This window comes from Actinokineospora guangxiensis, assembly GCF_042657845.1.
Taxonomy (GTDB): Bacteria; Actinomycetota; Actinomycetes; order Mycobacteriales; family Pseudonocardiaceae; genus Actinokineospora; species Actinokineospora guangxiensis.
Window position 1 is genome coordinate 83,244 of the sequence record NZ_JBHSKF010000004.1, and the last position, 23,077, is coordinate 106,320.

29 protein-coding genes are annotated in these 23,077 nt (G+C 71.8%); 14 read left to right on the forward strand and 15 right to left on the reverse strand.

All coding sequences use genetic code 11. The features are described 5' to 3' along the window. Positions 1 to 2: 2 nt before the first annotated feature. The gene (gene holA / locus ACFPM7_RS10560; RefSeq protein WP_378246528.1) at positions 3 to 977 is read left to right on the forward strand and encodes a DNA polymerase III subunit delta; all 975 of its coding nucleotides are present in this window, start codon (positions 3 to 5) and stop codon (positions 975 to 977) included. 589 nt (positions 978 to 1,566) lie between these two features. Here holA and ACFPM7_RS10565 read toward each other — a convergent pair. From ACFPM7_RS10565 to ACFPM7_RS10585, 5 genes are all read right to left on the reverse strand, one after another. Further along, positions 1,567 to 2,067 (reverse strand): acyl-CoA thioesterase, encoded by a 501-nt coding sequence (locus tag ACFPM7_RS10565; protein ID WP_378246530.1) that lies wholly within the window; start codon positions 2,065 to 2,067, stop codon positions 1,567 to 1,569. Positions 2,068 to 2,188: 121 nt separating this feature from the next. Further along, complete coding sequence (gene rpsT, locus ACFPM7_RS10570; protein ID WP_378246532.1) at positions 2,189 to 2,452, reverse strand: 30S ribosomal protein S20; 264 nt, start codon at positions 2,450 to 2,452, stop codon at positions 2,189 to 2,191. Between the two features lie 119 nt (positions 2,453 to 2,571). Continuing rightward, positions 2,572 to 2,769: a type II toxin-antitoxin system antitoxin gene (locus ACFPM7_RS10575; RefSeq protein WP_378246533.1), complete on the reverse strand. Its 198-nt coding sequence runs from the start codon at positions 2,767 to 2,769 to the stop codon at positions 2,572 to 2,574. After that, on the reverse strand, positions 2,769 to 3,707 hold the full coding sequence (locus tag ACFPM7_RS10580) for an SPFH domain-containing protein (RefSeq protein ID WP_378246535.1): 939 nt from the start codon (positions 3,705 to 3,707) through the stop codon (positions 2,769 to 2,771). Before ACFPM7_RS10580 ends, ACFPM7_RS10575 begins: the two co-directional genes overlap by 1 nt. Positions 3,708 to 3,761: 54 nt before the next feature. Beyond that, positions 3,762 to 4,196: a type II toxin-antitoxin system PemK/MazF family toxin gene (locus tag ACFPM7_RS10585; RefSeq protein ID WP_378246537.1), complete on the reverse strand. Its 435-nt coding sequence runs from the start codon at positions 4,194 to 4,196 to the stop codon at positions 3,762 to 3,764. Between the two features lie 45 nt (positions 4,197 to 4,241). Between ACFPM7_RS10585 and ACFPM7_RS10590 the strand changes: the two genes are divergently transcribed. The 4 genes from ACFPM7_RS10590 to ACFPM7_RS10605 are packed head-to-tail and all read left to right on the forward strand — an operon-like array spanning position 4,242 to position 8,061. Continuing rightward, a complete protein-coding gene (locus ACFPM7_RS10590) occupies positions 4,242 to 4,628 on the forward strand; it encodes a VOC family protein (RefSeq protein WP_378246539.1) in 387 nt (128 codons plus the stop codon). Positions 4,629 to 4,638: 10 nt separating this feature from the next. After that, positions 4,639 to 6,243, forward strand: coding sequence for a circularly permuted type 2 ATP-grasp protein (locus tag ACFPM7_RS10595; RefSeq protein ID WP_378246541.1), 1,605 nt, complete (start codon positions 4,639 to 4,641; stop codon positions 6,241 to 6,243). A 10-nt stretch (positions 6,244 to 6,253) separates the two neighbouring features. Then, a complete protein-coding gene (locus tag ACFPM7_RS10600) occupies positions 6,254 to 7,201 on the forward strand; it encodes an alpha-E domain-containing protein (RefSeq protein WP_378246543.1) in 948 nt (315 codons plus the stop codon). Then, positions 7,198 to 8,061 carry a transglutaminase family protein gene (locus ACFPM7_RS10605; RefSeq protein WP_378246545.1) on the forward strand — a complete coding sequence of 288 codons (864 nt, stop codon included), beginning with the start codon at positions 7,198 to 7,200 and terminating at the stop codon, positions 8,059 to 8,061. The genes ACFPM7_RS10600 and ACFPM7_RS10605 overlap by 4 nt, the downstream gene beginning before the upstream one ends. 15 nt (positions 8,062 to 8,076) lie before the next feature. Here ACFPM7_RS10605 and ACFPM7_RS10610 read toward each other — a convergent pair whose 3' ends face one another. Continuing rightward, positions 8,077 to 8,433 (reverse strand): hypothetical protein, encoded by a 357-nt coding sequence (locus ACFPM7_RS10610; RefSeq protein ID WP_378246547.1) that lies wholly within the window; start codon positions 8,431 to 8,433, stop codon positions 8,077 to 8,079. 308 nt (positions 8,434 to 8,741) lie between these two features. Here ACFPM7_RS10610 and ACFPM7_RS10615 point away from each other — a divergent pair, with 308 nt between their 5' ends. The 7 genes from ACFPM7_RS10615 to ACFPM7_RS10645 all read left to right on the forward strand — a co-directional run bounded on the left by ACFPM7_RS10615 (position 8,742) and on the right by ACFPM7_RS10645 (position 15,085). Continuing rightward, a complete protein-coding gene (locus tag ACFPM7_RS10615; RefSeq protein ID WP_378246549.1) occupies positions 8,742 to 9,614 on the forward strand; it encodes a helix-turn-helix domain-containing protein in 873 nt (290 codons plus the stop codon). Positions 9,615 to 9,616: 2 nt separating this feature from the next. Next, positions 9,617 to 9,802, forward strand: coding sequence for a DUF397 domain-containing protein (locus ACFPM7_RS10620; RefSeq protein ID WP_378246551.1), 186 nt, complete (start codon positions 9,617 to 9,619; stop codon positions 9,800 to 9,802). Positions 9,803 to 9,926: 124 nt separating this feature from the next. Beyond that, positions 9,927 to 11,768 carry a translation elongation factor 4 gene (gene lepA / locus ACFPM7_RS10625; RefSeq protein ID WP_378246553.1) on the forward strand — a complete coding sequence of 614 codons (1,842 nt, stop codon included), beginning with the start codon at positions 9,927 to 9,929 and terminating at the stop codon, positions 11,766 to 11,768. After that, entirely contained in the window at positions 11,768 to 12,127 is a 360-nt protein-coding gene (locus ACFPM7_RS10630) for an MmcQ/YjbR family DNA-binding protein (protein ID WP_378246555.1), read from the forward strand. The genes lepA and ACFPM7_RS10630 overlap by 1 nt, the downstream gene beginning before the upstream one ends. A 122-nt stretch (positions 12,128 to 12,249) precedes the next feature. After that, positions 12,250 to 13,107: a TIGR04222 domain-containing membrane protein gene (locus ACFPM7_RS10635; protein ID WP_378246557.1), complete on the forward strand. Its 858-nt coding sequence runs from the start codon at positions 12,250 to 12,252 to the stop codon at positions 13,105 to 13,107. Between the two features lie 57 nt (positions 13,108 to 13,164). After that, positions 13,165 to 14,199, forward strand: a complete 1,035-nt coding sequence (locus ACFPM7_RS10640; protein WP_378246559.1) for an NAD(P)H-dependent flavin oxidoreductase — start codon at positions 13,165 to 13,167, stop codon at positions 14,197 to 14,199. A gap of 277 nt (positions 14,200 to 14,476) precedes the next feature. Beyond that, complete coding sequence (locus ACFPM7_RS10645) at positions 14,477 to 15,085, forward strand: cyclase (protein ID WP_378246561.1); 609 nt, start codon at positions 14,477 to 14,479, stop codon at positions 15,083 to 15,085. A gap of 44 nt (positions 15,086 to 15,129) precedes the next feature. On the opposite strand, the gene pip is transcribed toward ACFPM7_RS10645, so the two are convergent. Then, complete coding sequence (gene pip, locus ACFPM7_RS10650; protein ID WP_378246563.1) at positions 15,130 to 16,095, reverse strand: prolyl aminopeptidase; 966 nt, start codon at positions 16,093 to 16,095, stop codon at positions 15,130 to 15,132. Between the two features lie 89 nt (positions 16,096 to 16,184). On the opposite strand from pip, the gene ACFPM7_RS10655 reads away from it, so the two are divergent. Beyond that, on the forward strand, positions 16,185 to 16,715 hold the full coding sequence (locus ACFPM7_RS10655) for a MarR family winged helix-turn-helix transcriptional regulator (RefSeq protein WP_378247213.1): 531 nt from the start codon (positions 16,185 to 16,187) through the stop codon (positions 16,713 to 16,715). On the opposite strand, the gene ACFPM7_RS10660 is transcribed toward ACFPM7_RS10655, so the two are convergent. Genes ACFPM7_RS10660 through ACFPM7_RS10675 form a run of 4 tightly spaced genes read right to left on the reverse strand, consistent with a single transcriptional unit; the run spans position 16,666 to position 18,389 of the window. Further along, positions 16,666 to 17,439: an enoyl-CoA hydratase-related protein gene (locus ACFPM7_RS10660; protein WP_378246565.1), complete on the reverse strand. Its 774-nt coding sequence runs from the start codon at positions 17,437 to 17,439 to the stop codon at positions 16,666 to 16,668. The genes ACFPM7_RS10655 and ACFPM7_RS10660 overlap by 50 nt on opposite strands. 14 nt (positions 17,440 to 17,453) lie before the next feature. Next, complete coding sequence (locus ACFPM7_RS10665; protein ID WP_378246567.1) at positions 17,454 to 17,768, reverse strand: barstar family protein; 315 nt, start codon at positions 17,766 to 17,768, stop codon at positions 17,454 to 17,456. Next, entirely contained in the window at positions 17,765 to 18,190 is a 426-nt protein-coding gene (locus ACFPM7_RS10670; protein ID WP_378246569.1) for a guanyl-specific ribonuclease, read from the reverse strand. The genes ACFPM7_RS10665 and ACFPM7_RS10670 overlap by 4 nt, the downstream gene beginning before the upstream one ends. Positions 18,191 to 18,194: 4 nt before the next feature. Then, the gene (locus ACFPM7_RS10675; RefSeq protein WP_378246571.1) at positions 18,195 to 18,389 is read right to left on the reverse strand and encodes a hypothetical protein; all 195 of its coding nucleotides are present in this window, start codon (positions 18,387 to 18,389) and stop codon (positions 18,195 to 18,197) included. 68 nt (positions 18,390 to 18,457) lie between these two features. Here ACFPM7_RS10675 and ACFPM7_RS10680 point away from each other — a divergent pair, with 68 nt between their 5' ends. Next, positions 18,458 to 19,423: a zinc-binding dehydrogenase gene (locus tag ACFPM7_RS10680; protein WP_378246573.1), complete on the forward strand. Its 966-nt coding sequence runs from the start codon at positions 18,458 to 18,460 to the stop codon at positions 19,421 to 19,423. Here the strand turns inward: ACFPM7_RS10680 and ACFPM7_RS10685 are convergent. From ACFPM7_RS10685 to ACFPM7_RS10700, 4 genes are all read right to left on the reverse strand, one after another. Continuing rightward, positions 19,413 to 20,438, reverse strand: a complete 1,026-nt coding sequence (locus ACFPM7_RS10685; protein ID WP_378246575.1) for an alpha/beta fold hydrolase — start codon at positions 20,436 to 20,438, stop codon at positions 19,413 to 19,415. The genes ACFPM7_RS10680 and ACFPM7_RS10685 overlap by 11 nt on opposite strands. A 141-nt stretch (positions 20,439 to 20,579) precedes the next feature. Then, positions 20,580 to 21,314 carry a sirohydrochlorin chelatase gene (locus tag ACFPM7_RS10690; protein ID WP_378246577.1) on the reverse strand — a complete coding sequence of 245 codons (735 nt, stop codon included), beginning with the start codon at positions 21,312 to 21,314 and terminating at the stop codon, positions 20,580 to 20,582. After that, positions 21,311 to 22,216, reverse strand: a complete 906-nt coding sequence (locus tag ACFPM7_RS10695; protein WP_378246579.1) for an ABC transporter permease — start codon at positions 22,214 to 22,216, stop codon at positions 21,311 to 21,313. Before ACFPM7_RS10695 ends, ACFPM7_RS10690 begins: the two co-directional genes overlap by 4 nt. Continuing rightward, complete coding sequence (locus ACFPM7_RS10700) at positions 22,203 to 23,006, reverse strand: ABC transporter ATP-binding protein (protein ID WP_378246581.1); 804 nt, start codon at positions 23,004 to 23,006, stop codon at positions 22,203 to 22,205. Before ACFPM7_RS10700 ends, ACFPM7_RS10695 begins: the two co-directional genes overlap by 14 nt. Between the last annotated feature and the right edge of the window lie 71 nt (positions 23,007 to 23,077).

Sequence of the window (23,077 nt, forward strand, 5' to 3'; positions counted from 1 at the left end):
GTGTGAACCCGCCCGCGGACGCCCCCGCCCCGCTGCGCTTGGTCATCGGCGATGAGGAACTGCTGGTCGAACGCGCGCTCCGCGCCGCACTCGACGAAGCCCGCGCCGCCGACCCCGCCGCCGACCTGACCCGGGTCCGGGTGGCTGACCTCACACCCCCGGAGCTGGCCGAGCTGGTCTCGCCGTCGCTGTTCGCCGAGGGCAGGGTGGTTGTCCTCGACGCCGCCCACGAGATCACCCAGGACATCGCGGCGGCCGTCTCGGCCTACGCCAAGGAACCCGCCGACGGGATCGTCCTGGTGGTCGTGCACAACGGCGGCGGGCGCAAGACGGGCAAGGACCTGGTGGCCCTGCTGCGCAAGCTCGGAGCGGCCGTCACCGACTGCCCGAAGATCACCAAGCCCGCCGAACGGGACGCCTTCGTCAAGGAGGAGATCCGGCGGGCGGGCGGGCGCGCCGACCCGCGCGCGGTCGCCGCGCTGATCGACTCGGTGGGCTCGGACCTGCGCGAGCTGGCCGCCGCCGCCGCGCAGCTGGTCTCGGACTCCGGTGGCGACGTCACCGAGGAGGAGGTGCGCCGCTACCACCGCGGCCGCGCCGACGTGACCGGCTTCGCAGTCGCCGAGAAGGCGATCACCGGCGACGTCGCGGGCGCGCTGGAGGCGCTGCGCTGGGCGCTGCAACTGGGCGTCGCGCACGTCCTGGTCGCCGACGCCCTCGCCGACGCCGTACGTACCGTGGCCAGGGTGGCGGGGGCGGGCCGCGCCGACCCGTTCCGGCTGGCCCAACAGCTGGGCATGCCGCCGTGGAAGGTGAAGAAGGCCGTCGCCCAGTCGCGCGGCTGGCGCGCGGAGGGACTTGTCGAGGCGATGCACATCGCCGCCGAGGTCAACGCCGACGTCAAGGGCGCCGCGGTCGACGCCGACTACGCCCTGGAGCGCGCCGTCCTGCGCATGGCGAAGGCGCGAGGGGCCTAAGTAGACCGTTGGCTCCGGGTCGTGACGAGTGCGGCCGGCGCGTAGCCGATCGCGGCGGGCGCCAGCGGCGACCACGTGCCGCTCAGCCCGCGCCGCCCCCCCCGGAGCAGTGCGCCGCCACGGCCCGGCAGGGCTTCGGTCGCCCAAGCGGCGGGCAGGGTGAGCACCGGACCGAGTAGCCCACCGGCCACGCGGGCCGCACCCCGGCCGGGGGCAGTCCCACCAGGCCGGCGCGACGCCCACCGCCGGCACGATGGTGACTGGCGCGCCGCCCCACTCACAGCCCAGTCCGGCGCGTCCGGACAGCTCAGGTCGTTCGCCCCGAGCAGCCGCGGCGCACCACCTGGCCACAGGGCGAGCACCGCCGGCCACAGCGGCACGACCGCGCGGGCCACCGCGGCGGAGGCCAGGGATCGCGGTGTGGCCCGCTCCAAGGTGCGCATCTGGCAGCGCGGGCGGCCGGGCAGCCCGAGCATCCGGCCCCCCGCCGCCAGGTTATCCGGCTGATCATGGTGGTTGCCAGGCGTTTTGGTGGGCTTGTGGACAGGGGCGCAACGGGAGCCGGAGGCGGGCGGCGCTCGCCGGTCGGTCAGGGCTGGGTCTCGCGGCTGGCCATGATCTCGGTGCGGCGTTCCAGGCGGTGCTTGCGGCGGATCTCGGCCTCGCGGAGGCGGCGGTGGTCCTCGGCGGTCTCCGGGAGGACGGCGGGGACCGGGCGGGGGTTGCCGTCGGCGTCGACGGCGACGAAGACCAGGTAGGCGGAGGCCACGCGCAGCGGGGGTACCCCGGCGCGGTCCCACGGCTCGGCCAGGACGCGGACGCCGACCTCCATCGACGAGCGGCCTGCCCAGTTCACCTGGGCGTGGGCGTGCACCAGGTCGCCGACGCGCACCGGGTGCAGGAAGGTCATGCCGTCCATGGCCGCGGTGACCGCGGGGCCGCCGGAGTGGCGCTGGGCGACCGCGCCCGCGACGTCGTCCACGAGTTTCATGACCACGCCGCCGTGGACGGTGCCCAGGAGGTTGGTGTCGAGGGCGGTCATGATGTGCGACAGCGATGTTCGCGCCGCCGACGGGGGTTTCGGGTCCATTGCGCGAGTCTCGCACGCACGATCGGAGCCGGGGTCGCGCGACCGGACCTCATGGGCGAACCTGGAAACGCGACAGCGCCGCTCCCCTGTGGGGAACGGCGCTGTCGGAAGGCCGGTGGGCTCAGCCCAGCTTGTTGAAGCGCGACGCCATGGCCGACTTCTTGTTGGCGGCCTGGTTGGCGTGCAGGACGCCCTTGCTGGCCGCCTTGTCGAGGGCGCGGCTGGCGTCGCGGAGCAGGGTCTGGGCCTGGTCGCGCTCGCCTGCGTCGGCGGCCTCGCGGAACTTGCGCACCGCGGTCTTGACGGCGGACTTCACGGCCTTGTTGCGCTGACGGGCCTTCTCAGCGGTCTTGATGCGCTTCATCTGGCTCTTGATGTTGGCCATGGCTGACGCCTTCCTTCGCGGTGTGGTGTGTCGCGGCGCACATCAGGTGGCTCCGGGTGAGACCCGGTTCTCCTCCACTGCGGAGTGCCGTACGACGCGAAGAGCCAGGTTAGCAGGGGTCAGTCGGCCTTCGGCGGTCGGCCCCGGCGGGGTGGGCCGCCCGCGTCGGTGGGCAGGCGGCCCGCGTCGGCCAGCGCCCGGCGCAGCAGGAACTCGATCTGGGCGTTGACGCTGCGCAGCTCGTCCCCGGCCCACCGGGCCACCGCGTCGTGGATCGCGGGGTCCAGGCGGAGCAGGACCTTCTTGCGCTCGGCCATCAGGTGTAGAGCGACCCCGTGTTCACCACGGGCTGTGCGTCGTGGTCACTGCACAGGACCACCAGGAGGTTGGACACCATCGCCGCCTTGCGCTCCTCGTCCAGCTCGACCACGTCCTGCGCGGCCAACTCGTCCAGGGCCATCTGCACCATGCCCACCGCGCCCTCCACGATCCGCGCCCGCGCCGCGACCACGGCGCCCGCCTGCTGGCGGCGCAGCATGGCCATGGCGATCTCCGGAGCGTAGGCGAGGTGGGTGATCCGCGACTCGATGATGTGTACGCCCGCGGCCTCCACCCTGGCCGAGACCTCGGCGGAGAGCTTGTGGGTGATCTCGTCGGCGTTCTCCCGCAAGGAGAGCCGGTTGATGTCGCTGTGCTCGTCGTAGGGGTAGGACGTGGCGATGTGGCGCACCGCCGTCTCGGTCTGGATGCCGACGAACTCGATGAAGTCGTCCACCTCGAAGACCGCGCGCGCGGTGTCCTCGACCTGCCAGACCACGACCGCGGCGATCTCGATCGGGTTGCCCTCGGCGTCGTTGACCTTCATGACCGCGGTCTCGTGGTTGCGGATGCGGGTGGAGACCCGCCTGCGCGTGGTGAACGGGTTCACCCAGCGCAGCCCGTCCAGGCGCAGCGTGCCGGTGTAGCGGCCGAGGAACTGCAGCACCCTGGCCTCGTTCGGGTTGACCATGGTCAGTCCGCCGAAGACGAGCGCGGCGCCGACGACCGCCACCACCCCCAGCACCACGACCGTCCCGGCCAGCCCGTTGGCCATGGAGACGCCGCCCGCGAACCCCGCGATGCCGAGGCCGATCAGCGCCAGCCCGCCGAGGGCGAGCACCGTGCCGACGCCCACCATCGGCATGCCCGCTGTGGTCAGCGCGACCCTCTCCCGCACGTGCGGTGGTGGGACGGCCGGAACCGTGTCGGTGGACATGGGAACCCCCTCTGCTAGCTGATGCCTAGCAAAGTGATATCACATTTTCCAGAGTCAGCGCCAGCCGTAGCGCTCCCGCAGCGCCGCCGCCACCACGGCGAAGCGGTCCTGGGGCAGCACGGCGCCCTCCCGGCGGATGTCGTCCTCGCCCAGCTCGAAGAGCCGGTCGACGCGCACCCAGGAGACCCGCCCGTCGCGGTCCCAGCCGCCCGAGCCCAGCTCCACCCAGTCGTCGATGTCGACGCGGCGCGGCTCCTTCGAGGTGAGCTGTAGCGCCCGCAGGGTGTGCCCGGCCCGGCCGACGACCAGCAGCGGGCGGTCCTTGCCCCGGGTCGGGTCGTCCTCGTAGGGCACCCAGGCCCAGACGATCTCGCCGGGGTCGGCGTCGCCGTCGAGGCGGGGGGAGTACTCGATGGCGTCGGGCCGGTCGGCGGTCGGCACCTGCCAGACCGCGCCGCGGGCGGGACGCGGGTCGTCCGAAGTCAGCATGCCCTCGGACAGTAGTCGCGCGCCCGGTCCGGTAGGACGGAGGACATGGAGTTCCTGAGCAGCAGGCTGATCGTCCGCCCGCGCGACCGGGAGCGGTCGCTGGCCTTCTACCGCGATGTCCTCGGCCTGGCCGTCTACCGGGAGTTCCCCGGCGGCACCGTGTTCTTCGCGGGCAACGGCCACTTGGAGGTCTCCGGCCGGGGGCATGGCCCACCAGCCCCGGACGTGGCGATCTGGCTGCAGGTGCGCGACCTCGACGCCGCCGTCGCGCAGCTGCGCGAGCGGGGCGCGGCCATCGACCGCGAGCCCCGGCTGGAGCCCTGGGGCCTGCGGGAATCCTGGCTGGCCGACCCGGACGGGATCAAGGTCGTGCTCGTGGAGATCCCGGCCGAGCACCCCATGCGTCGTGACAGCCGCCGCCCCGGTGGGTGAAGATGCCACGATGGAGCGACGCGGGCGCAGGGACACCGGACCGGACCTCGGGGAGCTGTTCGACGGCTACCTTGATCCCCGGCGCCCGCACGCGGGCGCCTACGACGAGATGTTCGCCGCCGACTCCGGCGTCCGCTCGGCCTACCGCAGGCTGCGCGAGCACCTGGGGACACTCCAGCCGGGCGACCTGACCGCCCGCTCCGAGGCGCTCGACCGCGCGCTGGTCGACCAGGGCATCACGTTCTCGCTGTCCGGCCAGGAGCGCCCCTTCCCGCTCGACCTCGTGCCGAGGGTGATCGCCGCCGCCGAGTGGGTGCGCCTGGAGCGCGGCATCGTGCAGCGGGTCCGCGCGCTGGAGGCGTTCCTCGCCGACATCTACGGCGACCAGCAGATCATCCGCGACGGGGTGCTGCCCCGGCGGCTGATCACCTCCTGCGACCACTTCCACCGCTCGGCCGCGGGCATCGTCCCGCCCAACGGCGTGCGCATCCACGTCTCCGGCATCGACGTCGTGCGCGACGAGGAGGGCACCTTCCGGGTGCTGGAGGACAACCTGCGCAACCCCTCGGGCGTGTCGTACGTGATGGAGAACCGGCGCACGATGGCCAGGGTCTTCCCCGACCTCTTCGCCAAGCACCGGGTGCGCGCGGTCGGCGACTACGCCGTGCACCTGCTGCGCTCGCTGCGCGACGCGGCGGCGTCCAATGTGGCCGATCCGAACGTCGTGGTGCTGACCCCGGGCGTGCACAACTCGGCCTACTTCGAGCACTCGCTGCTGGCCCGCCAGATGGGCGTGGAGCTGGTCGAGGGCCGCGACCTGTTCTGCCGCGACAACGTCGTCTACCTGCGGACCACCGAGGGCGAGCGGCCGGTCGACGTCATCTACCGGCGCATCGATGACGAGTTCCTCGACCCCGTGCAGTTCCGGCCGGACTCGGTGCTGGGCATCGCGGGCGTGCTCAACGCCGCCCGCGCGGGGAACGTCGTCATCGCCAACGCCGTCGGCAACGGCGTCGGCGACGACAAGCTCGTCTACGCCTACCTGCCCGAGATCCTCAAGTATTACCTGGGCGAAACACCGCTGTTGCCCAATGTGGACACCTTCCGGTGTTGGCTGCCCGATGAGCAGGAGCAGGTGCTCGACCGCATCGCGGAGCTGGTCGTCAAGCCGGTGGAGGGCTCGGGAGGCTACGGCATCGTGTTCGGGCCCAGCAGCACGGCCAAGGAGCTGGCCGCGCTGCGCAAGCGCGTGCGGGCCAACCCGCGCGGGTGGATCGCCCAGCCGGTCGTGCAGCTCTCGACCGTGCCGACGAAGGTCGGCCAGCGGCTCAAGCCCCGCCACGTCGACCTGCGGCCCTTCGCGGTCAACGACGGCAAGTCGGTGTTCGTGCTGCCCGGCGGCCTGACCAGGGTCGCGCTGCCGGAGGGCAGCCTGGTCGTCAACTCCTCGCAGGGCGGCGGCTCCAAGGACACCTGGGTGCTCGCCGCGCGCTCCTCGGGCGAGGACGCCGAACTCAGCGGCGCGGGCCTGGCGGGCGCGCCCGCCGAGGAGCTGGCGCCCGAGCGCGGCCCGGAGCTGACCTCATCCCAGCAACAGCAGCAACAGCAGCAGTAGGGGAGGCGCGATGCTGGCCCGCAACGCCGAGTCGCTGTACTGGATCGGCCGCTACGTCGAACGCGCCGACGACACCGCGCGCATCCTCGACGTCTCGGTGCACCACCTGCTGGAGGACGCGACCGTCGACGCCGACGCGACCAGCCGCCAGCTGCTGGCCGTGCTGGGCATGGCCGCCCCCGACGGCGGCCTGCTCGACGTGCGCCCGCTGACCGACCTGGTCGCCTTCTCCCGCGAGCACTCCGGCTCGATCGTCTCCTCGATCTCCAGCGCCAGGGAGAACGCCCGCGTCGCCCGCGAGGTGGTCTCCACCGAGCTGTGGGAGTGCGTCAACGCGATGTGGAACGCGCTGCCGGACCGGCAGAAGCAGGCCAAGCGCACCGGCCCGCACTCGTTCTTCTCCTTCGTGGAGGAGCGCGCCGCCATGTTCGCGGGCTTGGCCGACTCGACCATGAGCCGCGACGACGGCTGGCGATTCCTGGTCCTGGGCCGCTCCGTCGAGCGCGTCGACATGATCGTGCGGCTGCTGATGTCGCGGGTCAACGACAAGCCGTCCTCTCCCGGCTGGGTGACGGTCCTGCGCTCGGCGGGCGCGCACGACACCTACCTGCGCACCTACCGCGGCGCGCTCGACGCCCGGCGGGTCGTGCAGTTCCTGCTGCTGGACCGGCTGTTCCCGCGCTCGGTGTTCCACGCGCTGCGCCAGGCCGAGTCGTGCCTGGAACAGCTCGACCACCGCCCGTCCGCGCGCGTGGGCACCAAGGCCGAGGCCATCCGGCTGCTCGGCAAGGCCCGCTCCGACCTGGAGTTCCTGCGCCCCGACGAACTCCTGGAGCACCTCACCGACCGCCTGCTGACCCTGCAGGCCACGGTCCGCGAGGTCGGCGAGGCGGTGTCCCAGCAGTACTTCCACTCGGTGCCGTGGGTGGCCTGGACGAACGCGGAGGTCTCCCTGTGAGCGAGTCGACGGGCCAGCAGGCGTGGCGGATCAGGGTCGTGCACACGACCGGATACCGGTACGGGGCCCCGGTGGTGCAGTCCTACAACGAGGCCCGCCTCACCCCGCGCAGCGACCGCTGGCAGAACCTCGTGGTCAGCCGCATCGAGACCTCCCCGCCCACCCGCTCCTACCGCTACACCGACTACTGGGGCACCGAGGTCACCTCCTTCGACCTGCACGCCCCGCACACCGAGCTGAAGATCACCTCGTCGTCGGTGGTCGAGACCGGCGACGTCGTCGAGCCCGTCGACGCCGCCACCTGGGCCGACCTCAAGAGCGACGCGGTGCTCGACCGCTACGCCGAGTACCTGGAGTGGACCGGCTACGTCCCCAAGCACACCGAGCTGACCAGGCTGGCCACCTCGCTGCGCAAGACCCGCAAGCCCCACGAGGCGGTCCTGGCCATCGCCGAGACCGTGCACGACCGCATGACCTACCAGCGCGGCACCACCGGGGTGAGCAGCTCGGCGGTCGACGCCTGGCGCAACGGCGAGGGCGTCTGCCAGGATTACGCCCACGTCACCCTGGCGATGCTGCGCGCGATCGGCATCCCGGCCCGCTACGTCTCCGGCTACCTCTACCCCAAGCCCGACGGCCGCATCGGCGAGACGATCACCGGCGAGAGCCACGCCTGGATCGAGGCGTGGACCGGCGGCTGGTGGGGCTTCGACCCCACCAACGACATCGAGATCGGCCCCCGCCACATCTGGGTGGCCATCGGCCGCGACTACGCCGACGTCTCCCCGGTCAAGGGCACCTACAGCGGGGGAGCGGCCTCGGCGATCGAGGTGACCGTCGAGGTGACCAGGCTGGCCTGACACCGACCGGAGCCCTCACGCGGTCTCCGGGTCCGCCCAGGCGAGGCGGACGTCGTCGCGCCCACGCAGGATGCGCAAGGCGTTGTCGGCGGACTGGAACGTCCCGTGCATTGCCCGGTCGCTCCCGTCCGGGTAGCCGAAGACCACCACCGAGTCGTCGTCTTGCCCGACCTGAAGCCCCCAGGCGATCACGCACACGTCGAACGGCCGCCCCTCGTCGTCCCGATCGATCTGGCACAACGCGAACCTTCTCGGCGCGTAGTGCTCGGTCATGAGCGGAACCAGCCGATCGATCTCCGGCTCGCTGAACGGCAACCGCTCGCCGTCCTCGTTGAACGGGACAGCCGGGAAGTCGTCTGCTGTGACATTCATGCTCTTTCCTCACGATCGTTACTGTCAGTACTGGTAAGCCAGATGACCGGCAGTCTGCGTGACGGGTAAGCGACTCCCTTTTTCCTTTATGAATCTGCTGCTCAGAGCCGATTTCTGCGGTTCGCTCCAGGGGTGTCGGATCGCAGGATCAACCGTCACTCTAAGCTACAATGGTCAGCGTGCGTGAGAGCTTTGCTCAAAGCAAGTCGAGCCGGTGAGAATTCTCAGGTTCACCCGAACGGTGCATTGGTTGCGGGTTAGGGTTCGACTGCCATATGTCCTGTTGATCAGAAAGGCCAGGAGGACTGGTGCCCAAGAAGGACGGCCCGAACGTTCGTCAGCGTCGGGTGGCCCGCGTCATCAGGCGGTGGCGCACCGACCGCAAGCTCACGCAGGAGGACGTGGCGAAGCGCCTGCGGTGGTCGGACGCGAAGGTGAGCCGGATCGAACGCGCGGACGCGGTCGTGGGGCCCGCCGAGATCATCGCGCTGGCCGTGGTCCTGGGCGTCGGCGACGACGAGCGGGATGAGGTTGTCCGCTGGGCGATCTCCGCGACTGCCGGCCAGGACCTGCTCGGGTCGTTCGGTCCGGAGAGCCTTCGAGGGAACTTCAAGGATTTCGTCGAGACCGAGGCGGATGCCAGCGAGGTCCGGACGGTGGAGACGGTCCTGGTGACCGGCCTGCTTCAGACCGAAGGATACGCGGATGCGCTGCTCGGGGTGGCTCGTCGCGGTGTGGCGCAAGACGTGATCACCGAGCGCCGCGCTCTGCGGCTTCGCCGCCAAGCGCGCCTTGACGAGATCGGCTCCCCGCTTCGCCTGCACGCGATCCTGCATGAGCCCTCGCTGCACCTACCCATCGGTGGAGCTGCGGTAATGGCCGATCAGCTTGACCATCTCATCCGGCGCGGCAAGCAAGACAACGTCACAGTGCGGATTCTGCCGTCGTCCCTCGGCGAGTTCTCAGGGATCGGAGCCGCATATCACCTGATGAGCTTCACCGACGACGCTCCTGGAGCCGCCTACGAAGAAGGGATCGAGAACGGGACCTATGTCGAGGACGAGGCCGAGCTAGCGGTGTACAGCTCCCACTTCGACCGCTTGACTGATATTGCGCTCAATCCTGAGGCGTCAGCTCGCCTGATCGCTGAGATCGCGAGCACCTGGAAGCAGAGGAGCTGAATATGGCTGCACGTAACGCCGCATCCCGGCGCTGGCGTAAGAGCACTCGTAGCAACGAGAATCAAGCGTGCGTCGAGGTGGCGCTAGGGGTTGTCGAGGCTGGGGTGCGGGATTCCAAGAGCCCTGTGAGTGGCGAGTTGAGCTTCCCGGCCACCTCGTGGCACGCCTTCGTGGCCCGGGTCGACTGATCGGCTCCACGCCGCGGGCTTGGAGGGGGGCTCGTCGCCAGGGGCCCTCTCCAAGTCCCGTGACATGCGGTATCGGGCCGCATGGGACGATAGGGACGACCCATTGACCATGCGAGGGACCTGAGTGGCTACGTTCGCGGACACGACCTTCACGGCGCCGGAGCAGATCCGCAACTTCTGCATCATCGCCCACATCGACCACGGCAAGTCGACCCTGGCCGACCGGATGCTGCAGATCACCGGCGTGGTCGAGGAGCGCGCCATGCGTGCCCAGTACCTCGACCGCATGGACATCGAGCGCGAGCGCGGCATCACCATCAAGGCGCAGAACGTGCGCCTGCCCTGGCAGGTCGACGGCTCCGACCACGTTCTCCACATGATCGACACCCCGGGCCACGTGGACTTCACCTACGAGGTCTCCCGGGCCCTGGACGCCTGCGAGGGCGCGATCCTGCTGGTCGACGCCGCCCAGGGCATCGAGGCGCAGACGCTGGCCAACCTCTACATGGCCCTCGACCGCGACCTGCACATCGTCCCGGTGCTGAACAAGATCGACCTGCCCGCCGCCGACCCGGAGAAGTACTCCGCCGAGCTGGCGAACATCATCGGCTGCGAGCCCACCGACGTGCTGCGGGTCTCGGCCAAGACCGGCGTCGGGGTCAAGGAGCTGCTGGACGAGGTCGTCAAGCAGGTGCCCGCGCCGGTCGGACAGGCCGACGCGCCGTCCCGGGCGATGATCTTCGACTCGGTGTACGACACCTACCGCGGCGTGGTCACCTACATCCGCGTGGTCGACGGCAAGATCACCCCGCGCGAGCGGATCAAGATGATGTCCACCGGCGCCACGCACGAGCTGCTGGAGGTCGGGATCATCTCCCCCGAGCCCAAGCCGTGCAAGGGCCTCGGCGTCGGCGAGGTCGGCTACCTGATCACCGGGGTGAAGGACGTCCGCCAGTCCAAGGTCGGCGACACCGTGACCGCCGAGCGCAAGGGCGCGACCGATCCGCTGGCGGGCTTCCGCGAGCCGCAGCCGATGGTCTACTCAGGACTCTACCCGGTCGACGGCTCGGACTACCCCGACCTGCGCGAGGCCCTGGAGAAGCTCCAGCTCAACGACGCCGCGCTGACCTTCGAGCCGGAGACCTCCGCGGCGCTGGGCTTCGGCTTCCGCTGCGGCTTCCTCGGCCTGCTGCACCTGGAGATCACCCGCGACCGGCTGGAGCGCGAGTCCGGCCTCGACCTGATCTCCACCGCGCCGAACGTCGTCTACCGGGTGATCACCGACGACCGCAAGGAGCTGACGGTCACCAACCCGTCGGACTGGCCGGTCGGCAAGATCGACAGCGTGTTCGAGCCGGTCACCAAGTGCACGATCATCTCCCCGACCGACTACATCGGCACGATCATGGAGCTGTGCCAGGGCAAGCGCGGGCAGCTGCTCGGCATGGACTACCTGTCCGAGGACCGCGTCGAGCTGCGCTACACCATGCCGCTCGGCGAGATCATCTTCGACTTCTTCGACGCGCTGAAGTCGCGCACCCGCGGCTACGCCTCGCTGGACTACGAGGAGTCCGGCGAGCAGGAGTCCGAGCTGGTCAAGGTCGACATCCTGCTCCAGGGCGAGGCGGTCGACGCGTTCAGCGCGATCGTGCACCGCGAGTCCGCCTACGGCTACGGCACCCGGATGGCCACCAAGCTGCGCGAGCTGATCCCGCGCCAGCAGTTCGAGGTGCCCATCCAGGCCGCGATCGGCTCGCGCGTCATCGCCCGCGAGACCATCCGCGCCATCCGCAAGGACGTCCTCGCCAAGTGCTACGGCGGCGACATCACCCGCAAGCGCAAGCTGCTGGAGAAGCAGAAGGAAGGCAAGAAGCGGATGAAGATGGTGGGCCGCGTCGAGGTCCCCCAGGAAGCCTTCGTCGCCGCGCTGTCCACCGACGAGTCCTCGGACAAGAAGAAGAAGTAGTGGCCGACCCGCTGCCGCGGCTGCGCGCGCTCTGCACCGCCTTCCCGGAGGTGACGGAGAAGCTCAGCCACGGCTCGCCCACGTGGTTCGTCCGCAAGACGTTCGTGATGTTCGTCGGCGAGCACCACGGGGCGCGGCTGGGCCTCTGGTGCGCCGCCCCGCCGGGGGCGCAGGAGGAGATGGTCGCCGAGGACCCCGACCGGTTCTTCCGGCCGCCCTACGTCGGGCACCGGGGCTGGCTCGGGGTGTACCTCGACGGGGACGTCGACTGGGACGAGATCGCCGAGATCGTCCAGGAGGCCTACCGGACGGTGGCGCCGAAGAAACTCGTCGCCCTCCTGGATGAACGCCAGGCCTGATCCGCGCGTCCAAGCCCACGGAAGTGCCTCGCAGGCGGGAGCCGGTGCGGCACACTGTGCCCGACGTCGGGTGCTCGACGTCGGGTGATCGACGTTGGTGATCCACCGTGGAGGAGGCCGCCATGACCGGTCCGCAGTTCCTGGCCCTGTACTGGTCGGCGCTGGGGTTGACGATCGCCGTCGGGATCGCGCTCATCATCTGGGTGCGCAGGTCCCCGAGCGGACCCCCGCTCGACCTCGACCTCTACGGCGTCGCACTGCTCTCCGGCGGCTGGAAGCGCGTCGGCGACACGGCCCTGGCCGGCTTGGCATCGCGCGGACAGGTGCGCGTCAGCCGCTCCAGCGGCTACACCCCGGTCGCGACGGCCCGGCCCGCCGACGGCTTCGAGGACGCCGTCCTGCAGGAGCTGCGCGGCCGCAGGCGAACGACCTACCCGGCCATGGCCACCAGCCCGGCCGCCCTCGACCTGCACCGCCGGATGGCCGACGCGGGCCTGGTCCACAGGCCGGAGCGCGCGCGCCGGGGCAAGAAGCTCGGCTGGGTGTTCTTCCTGATCCTCGTCGCGGGCGTCGTGCGCCTGATCACCGGCATCGCCAACGACCGCCCGGTCGGCTACCTCGTCGGCTCGCTCGTGGCCACCCTGGTCGCCTGGTTCATCATCGTGCCGTGGATCGCCTCGGCCGGGCGCACCCCGAAGCCGACTCCCCGGGGCCGGGAGTCCCTCGCCCACGTCCGCGCTCGCGGCGGTCACCGGGCGGGGATGGCGGTAGGGGCGGCTGTGCTGCTGCCGGTGGCCTTCACCGGGCTGGTGGCCTACCCGGACCCGGAGATGAGCCAGGCGTTCGCCGAGCACGAGCGGGCGACGAGCTCGTCGAGCAGCGGGGACAGCGGGTCCGGCGGGTCCGGCGGGGACAGCGGCGGCGGCAGTTCGTGCGGTGGCGGCGGGGGCGGCTGCGGCGGGTGCGGCGGGGGCGGCTGACAGACCCCGGCTCCGGCTGGGCGCGGGCGCGTCAGGGCCGGGTCCTAGGGTGGGTCCGTGTTCAACGAGCTGCGGATTCCCGTTGTCGTCGCGCCCATGGCCGGTGGCGTGAGCACTCCGGAACTGGTGGCCGCCGCGGTCAACGCGGGGGCGACGGGGTTCCTGGCGGCGGGGTACCTCTCGCCCGCCGCGCTCGCGGGCCGGATCGAGGCCGTGCGGGAGCTGACCGGCGGGGCGTTCGGGGTCAACCTGTTCGTCCCCGGGCCGAGGACCGAGGTGCTGCTCGGCGGCCACGCGGCCGCCGTCGCGGCCGAGGCGCGCAGGCTGGGCGTGCAACCGGGTCGGCCGGTGTGGGATGACGACCGGTTCGCCGACAAGGTCGACCTGCTGGTCAAGGACCCGGTCCCGGCGGTGTCGTTCACCTTCGGCCTGCCCGCCGCCGATGTGCTGACCCGCCTTCGCGAGGTCGGCAGCCACCTGATCGCCACCGTCACCACGCCCGCCGAGGCCGAGGCGGCCACCGCGGCCGGGGTGGACGCCCTGTGCGTGCAGGGTGCCGCGGCGGGGGGACACCGAGGGACCTTCGCCGACGACACCGCGCACCCCGGTGGCGCGCCCCTCTACGACCTGCTGCCCGCCCTGCGCCTCATGGCCGGGCTCGGGCTGCCGCTCATCGCCGCGGGCGGGCTCGTGCACGGGGCGGACGTGGCCGCGGTGCTCGCCGCCGGGGCGGTGGCGGCGCAGCTCGGCACGGCGTTCCTGCGGTGCCCGGAGGCCGGAACCGCCGAGGCCCATCGCGCCGCGCTCGCCGCCGGGGGCAGGCAGACCGCGCTGACCAGGGCGTTCAGCGGCAGGCCCGCGCGGGGGCTGGTCAACCGGTTCCTGGTCGAGAACCCCTCGGCGCCCTCGGCCTACCCGCAGATCCACCACCTGACCCGCCCGGTGCGCGCGGCGGGCGACCCCGAGGTGATGTCGCTGTGGGCGGGCCAGTCCTACGCCCTGGCCTCGGCCGACCCGGTCGCGGCGGTGCTGGAGAGGCTGCACTCGGAGGCCAGGACGGCGGCGGCGGCACTCCAAGACCGTCTCAAGTAGACAGTTATGGGGTAAACGGGGGTAACACACAACCACCCGTGCGGAGTCATCCGCGGCTCGGCCGCCGACCGGGCGAGAACGGTCGGCCGGGTGGTTGAGCGGGACGTTCACCGGTCAGGCGCAACCCGGGATGATCAACACGACCGAGTGTGTCCGGCAGTATCCAACCGGAAGACCGGCACATTCCGGCAACAATTGACGTGAAAGGTACTCGGAAGTAACGATCAGGTCGCCGCGGCGCTCTCCCTGTCCCCCCAAGCGACCCGAGGTGTCCCTGATGAAGTCCTTGTCGGTTATGGCGGTCACCGCCGCCGCCCTGCTCGCCTTCGCCCCGACGGCCGCCGCCGTGCCCGCGAACGTCAACTTCGCCTGTCAGGGCAGCACTCCGCTCGGCCCGCAGAACTTCGCCTTCGCCCAGGCCGCCGAGGTCACCGCGCCCGCCACGGTCGCCCCGGGCGGCGCGCTGACCGTGGTGATCGACCCCGCGCCCAACACGATCCCGGGCTCGGTCAACGGCTACACCGTGCGGCGGGTGCAGACCTTCGCGCTGAAGCTGCCGATCCCGGCCAACTCCACCTACGTCTCCGCCTCCCTGGCGGGCGGGTCCAATGTGGGCACGACGAACATCAGCGTCAGCGGCGGGGTCGCCACCGTCACCGCCAGCGGCCCGATCAACGGCGGCGCCGCCTTCGAGCTGCCCACGGTGACGGTGAACCTCACTGCGGGCAGCTCCGGCACGATCGAGACGAAGCTGTCCGGGACCAGCTACAGCGACCCCGGCCTGACCTTCACCGCTGTCGTCTCCTCGTTCCTGGGCAACATCAACGTCGCCACCAAGTGCTTCCCCGACCCCAACCCGGTGATCACCACGACCACCATCGCCTGACCCTCCCTGGGAGAGGTCCCGCGCGGGCTTCCCGCGCGGGACCGTCAGGCGAACTCGGCCAAGGCGCTCAGCAGCGCGTGCCGCGACGCCGGGCTCCCCGTGTGCCCGCTGTCCTCGATGATCTCCAGCCGCGCGCTCGTCCACTTCTGGGCCAGCTCCCAGGCGGTGATGGCGGGTCCGCTCAGATCGTGCCTGCCGTGGATGAGCACCGCGGGGATGTCGGCGAGCCGGGCCGCCTCGCGCACCAGGACGCCGTCCTCCAGGAAGCCCGCGTTGCCGAAGTAGTGCGCGCAGACGCGCACGAAACAGACCGCCTGAAGGTCGAGGCGGGTGCTGTAGGCGTCCTTGACGCCGCTGGGCTCCAGGGACACGGCGGTGTCCTCCCAGCGCAGCCAGGCCCTGGCCGCGGCTTCCCTGACCGACTCGTCCGGGTCGGCGAGCAGCCGCGAGTAGGCCTGGATGATCTCGGTGATCGGCGCGTCCGCGGCGACCTCGGCGGCGACCGGGGCGTGGAAGTCCGGCCAGCGGTCGGGGAAGAAGTCCCCGACGCCCCGGTAGAGCCACTCCAGTTCCTTCAGCCGGGTGCTGGTCACCGCGATCAGCACCATCCCGGTCACCCGCGACGGGTGGGCCTGGGCGTAGGCCTGGGCCAGCGTCGCGCCCCACGACGCCCCGCTGACCAGCCAGCGCTCGATCCCCAGGTGCTCGCGCAGCGCCTCGATGTCGGCGATGAGGTGCTGGGTGGTGTTGGTCGAGAGGTCCGTGGCCGGGTCGGCGGCGCTGGGCGTGCTGCGGCCGCAGTTGCGCTGGTCGAACAGGACCGCCCGGAACTTCTCCGGGTCGAACCAGCGGCGCTGGCCGACCGAGCAGCCCGAGCCGGGGCCGCCGTGCAGGTAGACCAGCGGCTTGCCGTCGGGGTTGCCGACCGCTTCCCAGTAGATCCGGTTGCCGTCCCCGACATCGAGCATCCCGGTCTCGTGCGGCTCGATCGGCGGGTAAACGTCCAGCATGGCGGTGTCCTCCCAGGAAGCGGCAGCGCCGTTGTGTCAGCGCTGTTGTATCAGTGCTGTTGTATTAGCGCTGTTACAGTAGCGCGGTGATGTCTCCGGGGACACCGGGTTACGGGCCTGAGCTGCTCGGCACCCGGCTGCGCAGCCTGCTCGACCGCCTCGACACCGCCGTCGCGGGCGTCTACGACGACCTCGGGCTGGAGTGGTTCCGCATCCGCTTCACCGCCTACCTGCGGGTGCTCGCCGACGGCCCGCGCTCCATCAAGGATCTGGCCACGGCCGTCGGGGTGACCCACTCCGCGGCCAGCCAGACCGTCGCCCTCATGGTCCGCGACGGGCTGGTCTCCCTGGAGCCCGGCCAGGACGCGCGGGAGCGCATCGCCGCCCTCACCCCGGCCGCCGAGCGGCTGCTGCCCGTCCTGCACGCGGAGTGGGCGGCGACCGCGTCGGCGGCGCGGGAGCTGGAGGCCGAGCTGTCGGGGCCGCTGAGCGCCCTGGTGGACGAGATGATCGCCGCGCTCGACCGCAGGCCGATGCGCGAGCGGATCGCCGAGGCCGACCCCGGACTGCTCAGTCGGTGGGAACCCATCGCGCGGGACGCTTCTCGGCGAAGGAGCTGATGCCCTCCTGCCCCTCCTCGCTGGCGAAGTGCCGCGCGGACAGGGCGAGCATGTCGGCGAAGTCGCTGGACATGTCCGACGGGCGCTGCCTGCGCAGCATCGCCTTGGTCGCCGACAGCGCGTTCGGGCCGCCGAGAGCCAGCATGTCGGTGTAGTACTCGACCTGGTCGTCGAGCTTGTTGGCGGGCACCGCCGCGTTGAGCAGGCCGATCTCCACCGCGCGGTGCGCGTCGAACTTCTCCCCGGTCAGGAACAGCTCGTGCGCGGCGCGCGGCAGCAGCCGCGGCAGCACGGTCACCGAGATGATGGCCGGGACCACGCCGATGCGGACCTCGGTGAAGGCGAAGGTCGCGTCCTCGGCGGCCACCGCGATGTCGGCGGCGGCGACGATCCCGACACCGCCCGCGCGGGCCGGGCCGCCGAGCTTGGCCACCACCGGCTTGGGACTGGTCCAGATCTGCTCCAGGATCGCGGGGAACTCGTTGACCCCCTGCTCGGTGGCCGAGGCGCCACCGGCCTCCTTGAGGTCCATGCCCGCGCAGAACACCGGCCCGGTGTGGTCGAGCACGATCACCCTGACCGCGTCGTCCTCCACCGCGGAAGCCAGGTGCGCGCGCAGTTCGCGGCGCAGCTGCGCCGAGAGCGCGTTGCGGTTGTGCGGGGAGTCCAGGGTGATCCGCGCCACGCCGCGCGAGATCTCGTAGTGCACCAGCTCGTCTGCCATGACAGGCACCCTAGCTAGGGCTCGATCAGGACCACGGAGAAGCCGCGTTCGGGATCGGTGAAGTCGGCGACGGCGTCGGCCAGCACGCCCTGCACCGCGCGGTAGCCCGCCGGGTCGGCGTCGGCGAGCACGTCGGGGCGGAACCACACCAGCACGTGCTTGCCCGGCGGCAGCCACGACAGGTCGGTCAGGCAGTCGTAGAGCGCGTCGAGGTTGTGGCCGAACCAGTCCGGGAAGGACATGACCTCGGCGACGGCCTCGTAGAAGTCCGGCTTGGTCCGCACGCGGGTGCCGTCCATCGCGTGGTCGATCATCGGCGCTCCGGTCATCGGGACGTGTCCACCTCGACGAAGGTCTCGTAGTGGTCGGCGGTGTAGTACACCTCGGACTCCGCGCCCGTCACCAACCGGCGCGCGCCGCGGTCGCGGCTGCCGGGGGTCGGCACGGTGTACTCCTTGTAGTAGCCGCGTTCCTCGTCGGGAAGCAGGCCCTCGCGGTTCTGGAAGGTGGTGCCGTCGCGGTCGGGGTGGGGGAACGGGCCGCCCGCTTTGACCAGCTCCCAGGTGTCGGCCGCCTCGGCGGGAAGCCCGGACAGCGCCTCCACCGGAAGGTCGCTGCGCGGGGCGTAGGTGCTCTGGCCCGGCGGGGGCGTCGGCTCTGACGACGTGCCCAGATCGCCGACCAGCCAGCCCACGACGACGAGCGCGACGAGGGAGATCAGCGCGACCGTGATGCGCTTGCGGGAACCCACCGGCCTACTCCGCGTCGATCGGGGGCTCGTGCCGGGAGCCGAAGCGGGCCGAGGCGTAGTCGACCGCGCGGTCGATCAGCCAGGCCACGCCCAGGCACAGCGGCAGGAGCACCACCATCACCAGGGTGAACTGCAGTGCGAAGGGCGTCGTCGCCAGCCACAGCTCGACGTCGTTCCACCAGTCGGTCAACCCCTGCACGGTCCCGAGACTAGACCTCGGCCACTTCCGTGGGGCGGGCGGCCGCGAGCGTGGCTATGTTGCTGGACATGTTCGCCGTCTACGCCGCCGGGCCGAACCCGGACGATCCGCTGGCCGCCCTCACCGTGGGCGAGCGCCCCGACCCGGTGGCCCCCGACGGCTGGGTGTCGGTCTCGGTGCGCGCCGCCAGCCTCAACATGCACGACCTGTGGACGCTCAAGGGCGTCGGCATCAAGGCCGAGCGCTTCCCGATGATCCTCGGCTGCGACGGCGCGGGCGTGCTCGCCGACGGCACCGAGGTCGTGCTGCACTCGGTCATCACCGACCCGGCCTGGACCGGCGACGACACCCTGGACCCCAAGCGCACGCTGCTCACCGAGCTGCACCAGGGCACCTTCGCCGACACCGTCGTCGTGCCCGCGCGCAACGTGCTGCCCAAGCCCGCCGACCTGTCCTTCGCCGAGGCCGCGTGCATGGGCACGGCCTGGCTGACGGCCTACCGCATGCTGTTCGTGAAGTCCGGGCTGCGCCCGGGGCAGACCATGCTGGTGCAGGGCGCTTCCGGCGGGGTGTCGACGGCGCTGATCGAGCTGGGCCGGGCGGCGGGCCTGCGGGTGTGGGTGACCGGGCGGACCGAGGAGAAGCGGGCGCTGGCCACCGAGCTGGGCGCGCACGCGGTCTTCGAGTCCGGCGCGCGGCTGCCGGAGAAGGTCGACGGCGTGTTCGAGACCGTCGGCAAGGCGACCTGGGCGCACTCGATGCGCGCGCTCAAGCCCGGCGGCGTGATCGTGGTGTCCGGCTCGACCAGCGGCCCCGACCCCAGCGCCGACCTGCAGCGGCTGTTCTTCCTGCAGATCAGCGTGATCGGCTCCACCATGGGCACCCGCGACGAGCTGGCCGACCTGCTCTCCTTCTGCGCCACCGCGGGCATCAGGCCGCGCATCGGGACCGAGCTGGCGATGGCGGAGGCGCGCGCGGGGTTCGAGGCGATGCAGGCGGGCGAGACCGCGGGAAAGATCGTCTTCACCCGCTGATGTGCCGGTCGATGAGCGGCCAGACCTCGGTCCTGGCCGCTCGGCCGGTCAGCACGCCCAGGTGCCCGCCCTTGGCGGTGGTGAACTCGACCTCGGCGTCGGGCAGCACGTCGAGGAGCGCGGCGACCGAGCGGCGCGGGGCGATGGTGTCCGAGCGGCCCGCGATCAGCAGGGTGCGCTGCTTGGCCGCGGCCAGGTCCACGCGCGTGCCGCCGATCTCGATGGAGCCCTGGGCGAGGGCGTTCTCGCGGTAGAAGCGGTGGTAGATCTGGGCGATCGTGCGGCCGGGGTAGGCGGTCATGGTCGCGGTGAAGCGCTCGACGGCCTCGATCTGGGCGAGGTAGTCGCGGTCGTGCAGGTGCGCGGCGACGGCGAAGGGCTTGGTCAGCTGCCGGTCCAGCGCCGAGATCTGGAACACCGCGCGCACCAGCGGCGCGGGGATCGTGCCGAGGGCGCGGTAGACCGGGGTGAACACGTGGCCCCCGGTGGCGGCCACGACTGGGCGCAGCGGCATCAGCAGCGGGACTTTGGTGAAGTCGAACGGGCTCGCCACGACGGTCAGCGACGCGATCGCGTCGACGTCGAGCCGGGCGGCGGCCAGCACCGACAGGATGCCGCCGAAGCACCAGCCGACGAGGTGCGGCGCCTGCCCGGTGCGCTCGCGCACCGCGTCGACGGCGGCGGGCAGGACCTCGTCCACCCAGTGCTCCAGGCCGAGGCCGCGCTCGGCGAAGCCCATGGGGCCGTAGTCGAGGAGGTAGGTCGGCCGCTGGGGCGCGAGGTGTTCGACCAGGCTGCACCCTCGGCGCAGGTCATAGGGGGAGTCGGGGACGCCGAGCGGGGGCACCAGCAGCACCGGCGCGCCGGTCTCGGCCGAGTCGCAGTGGTAGAGGCGACGGGCGCGGCCGGAGTCGACGAGTTCCCTCGGCCACGGGGTCAGGTCGGCGAACCCGCCGCCGAGCACCCGGTGCGCCGCGTTGCCCGCGGCGGCCAGCATCCCGTCCAGCACGGCCATGCGCCCCTCCCACGATTACCTACTGCCTAGTAGGTTAGGGGTGGGGGCAGAGGGCCGCCCCCGTTCTGTGCGCAACCGCACAACACTGGCCACAGTACTTGTCAGTACTTGCCAGGACTTGTCAGGACTTGTCAGGATCTTTCAGGCGATCTTGGCGAGGTCGAGCGCGGCCGTGTAGCGCTGGAGCACCAGGTCCGCGATCTCCACCGCGGCGCCCATCGGCGGGGCGATGATCGCGCGCTCGTCGGCGGCCGTGGCGAGCGCGGTGACCCGGTCCGGCAGCAGACCCGGCGCCAGGAACCACGAGGCCACGGCGATCCGCCGCGCGCCGCGCGCCCGCAGCCGGGCCACCGCCGTGGGCACGTCCGGCGCCGCCGCGGTCGCGAACGCGGCCTCCACCCCAGCCCAGCCGTGGCGCCCCGCCCAGCGCCGCGCCACGGCGACCACCTTGTCGTTGGCGGGCCCGTGCGAGGACCCGATGGCCGCCAGCACCACGCCGGTGTCGGACATCCCCGGCTCCACGCCCGCGTCGGCGAGCCTGCGCAGCGCGGCGGCCTCCAGCAGCGGCGAGCCGCCCAGCACGTCGGCCACCGAGACCGACATCGGCAGCTCGGCGCGGGCCTGCTCCAGCAGCGCGGGCAGGTCGACGCGGGCGTGGAAGGCCCGGCCCAGCAACAGCGGGGCGACCACCGCGCGCCGGTGGCCCTCGCCGTGCAGCTCCCGCAGCACGTCGAGAAGATGCGGCTCGGACAGGTCGAGGAACGCCGCCCGCACGTCCAGGCCGGAGCGGTCGCGCACGAGGTCCACCAGCGCCCGCACCGTCGCGGCCGAGCGCGGGTCGCGGCTGCCGTGCGCCACGGCGACGAGCGGGATCACAGCGCACCCGCCAGTCCGCGGGCCCGCAGCACCGAGCGCTCCAGCGGACGGAACACCAGCAGCTCGATGCCCACTCCGACGAAGAAGATCAGCAGGATGCCGGTGATCACCATCGACATGTCCGACAGCGCCATCGCGTTGTGCAGGTACTGCCCGAGCCCGAAGCCCAGCGCCGGCGAGGTCGCGATCAGCTCCGCGGCCATCAGCGACCGCCACGAGAACGCCCAGCCCTGCTTGAGCCCGGCGAGGTAGCCCGGCAGCGCGGCGGGCAGCAGGATGTGGCGCGCGGTGTCCAGCGGCCCCGCGCCGAGCACCTTGCCCACCCTCGGCAGGATCGGCGGGATCTGATCGATCCCGGCGACCAGCCCGTTGGCGATCGACGGGACCGCGCCCAGCAGCACGACGGTGTAGATCGCCGCGTCGTTGAGCCCGAACCACAGCACCGCGGCGGGCACCCAGGCCACCGACGGCAGCGACTGCAGGCCGGAGATCAGCGGCCCGATCGCGGCGCGCACCATCGGCACCTTGGCCAGCAGCAGGCCGAGCGGGGTGGCCACGGCGACCGAGATCAGGAAGCCGATGACCGCCCGGTGCACCGAGGTCCACAGGAACTCCCAGACGTCCCCGCCCGCCACGATCGCGGTGAACTGGTCCCACACGTCCAGCGGCGCGGGCAACTGGTACTCCGGCCAGAACGCCTGCGACCACAGGAACTGCCACACCGCGACGATCGCGGCCAGCGCCACGACCGGGGCGAGCACCGCGCGCAGCAGGCGGCGCTGCCGCTTCGGCGCGACCGGGGTGTCCAGGGCGTCCAGACCCGCCCCGACGGTGTCGTTGGGGTCGCGGGGGTCCTCCCGCGTGCCCGGCCCGCCCGCCGACAGGGTGTCAGGCCGCGGCATGGCTGCTGATCACTTCACGCAGACGGGCGTTGACCTCGTCGGTCAGCGCGGCCTCGTCGTGCCCGTCGACCGTCCACTCCTGCACCACCCGGCCGGGCTTGGAGGACAGCAGCACCACCCGCTGCCCGAGCCGGACGGCTTCGCGCACGTCGTGGGTCACGAACACGACCGCGGTGCCCGTGGTCTCCCACACGCGCAGCAGCTCGCCCTGGAGCACGTCGCGGGTAATGGCGTCCAGCGCCGAGAACGGCTCGTCCATGAGCAGCAGCGAGGACGCCTCGCCGCCGTTGCCCGCCAGCGTCGAAGCCAGCGCGCGGGCCAGGGCGACGCGCTGGCGCATGCCGCCGGACAGCTCGTGCGGGCGCTTGTCGCCCACCTCGCCCAGGCGCACCAGCTCCAGCAGCTCGCGGGTGCGGGCCCGGCGGGCGTCGCGCTTGACCCCGGCCAGGCGCAGCGGCAGCTCCACGTTGCGCGCGGCGGTCAGCCACGGCATCAGCGCGGCCTCCTGGAACATCACCGCGGGGCGGGTCGTGGTCAGCTCGATCTCGCCCGCGCTCGGGCGGTCCAGGCCGGCGAGCAGGTTCAGCACCGTGGTCTTGCCGCACCCGGAAGCGCCCAGCAGGCAGACGAACTCACCGGGCGCCACCGACAGATCGATGCCGTCCAGCGCGACGACCGCGTTCGGGCCGTGGCCGAACACCTTGCGGACCCCGCGCATGCCGACGACGGTGCCCGTGGCGGTCGCGGTGGGGGGTACGGGGGCGGGGGTGGCCGCGAGCGTGGCGGTCATCGGGTCCTGCCTCTCGGTGTTCGGGTTCGCGGTGCGGGTCGGGCTTCTTCGGGCTAGAGCGGTTGCGGTGC

What these genes read in the sequence shown, in the direction of transcription:
- ACFPM7_RS10610 (WP_378246547.1), bottom strand. Translation starts at nt 8,433, where the DNA reads ATGAATGTCACAGCAGACGACTTCCCGGCTGTCCCGTTCAACGAGGAC.
- pip (WP_378246563.1), bottom strand. Translation starts at nt 16,095, where the DNA reads ATGCTGGACGTTTACCCGCCGATCGAGCCGCACGAGACCGGGATGCTC.
- rpsT (WP_378246532.1), bottom strand. Translation starts at nt 2,452, where the DNA reads ATGGCCAACATCAAGAGCCAGATGAAGCGCATCAAGACCGCTGAGAAG.
- ACFPM7_RS10645 (WP_378246561.1), top strand. Translation starts at nt 14,477, where the DNA reads ATGAAGTCCTTGTCGGTTATGGCGGTCACCGCCGCCGCCCTGCTCGCC.
- ACFPM7_RS10655 (WP_378247213.1), top strand. Translation starts at nt 16,185, where the DNA reads ATGTCTCCGGGGACACCGGGTTACGGGCCTGAGCTGCTCGGCACCCGG.
- ACFPM7_RS10575 (WP_378246533.1), bottom strand. Translation starts at nt 2,769, where the DNA reads ATGGCCGAGCGCAAGAAGGTCCTGCTCCGCCTGGACCCCGCGATCCAC.
- ACFPM7_RS10585 (WP_378246537.1), bottom strand. Translation starts at nt 4,196, where the DNA reads ATGCTGACTTCGGACGACCCGCGTCCCGCCCGCGGCGCGGTCTGGCAG.
- ACFPM7_RS10665 (WP_378246567.1), bottom strand. Translation starts at nt 17,768, where the DNA reads ATGACCGGAGCGCCGATGATCGACCACGCGATGGACGGCACCCGCGTG.
- ACFPM7_RS10695 (WP_378246579.1), bottom strand. Translation starts at nt 22,216, where the DNA reads ATGCCGCGGCCTGACACCCTGTCGGCGGGCGGGCCGGGCACGCGGGAG.
- ACFPM7_RS10620 (WP_378246551.1), top strand. Translation starts at nt 9,617, where the DNA reads ATGGCTGCACGTAACGCCGCATCCCGGCGCTGGCGTAAGAGCACTCGT.
- ACFPM7_RS10700 (WP_378246581.1), bottom strand. Translation starts at nt 23,006, where the DNA reads ATGACCGCCACGCTCGCGGCCACCCCCGCCCCCGTACCCCCCACCGCG.
- ACFPM7_RS10590 (WP_378246539.1), top strand. Translation starts at nt 4,242, where the DNA reads ATGGAGTTCCTGAGCAGCAGGCTGATCGTCCGCCCGCGCGACCGGGAG.
- ACFPM7_RS10685 (WP_378246575.1), bottom strand. Translation starts at nt 20,438, where the DNA reads ATGGCCGTGCTGGACGGGATGCTGGCCGCCGCGGGCAACGCGGCGCAC.
- ACFPM7_RS10680 (WP_378246573.1), top strand. Translation starts at nt 18,458, where the DNA reads ATGTTCGCCGTCTACGCCGCCGGGCCGAACCCGGACGATCCGCTGGCC.
- ACFPM7_RS10635 (WP_378246557.1), top strand. Translation starts at nt 12,250, where the DNA reads ATGACCGGTCCGCAGTTCCTGGCCCTGTACTGGTCGGCGCTGGGGTTG.
- ACFPM7_RS10580 (WP_378246535.1), bottom strand. Translation starts at nt 3,707, where the DNA reads ATGTCCACCGACACGGTTCCGGCCGTCCCACCACCGCACGTGCGGGAG.
- ACFPM7_RS10660 (WP_378246565.1), bottom strand. Translation starts at nt 17,439, where the DNA reads ATGGCAGACGAGCTGGTGCACTACGAGATCTCGCGCGGCGTGGCGCGG.
- ACFPM7_RS10565 (WP_378246530.1), bottom strand. Translation starts at nt 2,067, where the DNA reads ATGGACCCGAAACCCCCGTCGGCGGCGCGAACATCGCTGTCGCACATC.
- ACFPM7_RS10600 (WP_378246543.1), top strand. Translation starts at nt 6,254, where the DNA reads ATGCTGGCCCGCAACGCCGAGTCGCTGTACTGGATCGGCCGCTACGTC.
- ACFPM7_RS10595 (WP_378246541.1), top strand. Translation starts at nt 4,639, where the DNA reads ATGGAGCGACGCGGGCGCAGGGACACCGGACCGGACCTCGGGGAGCTG.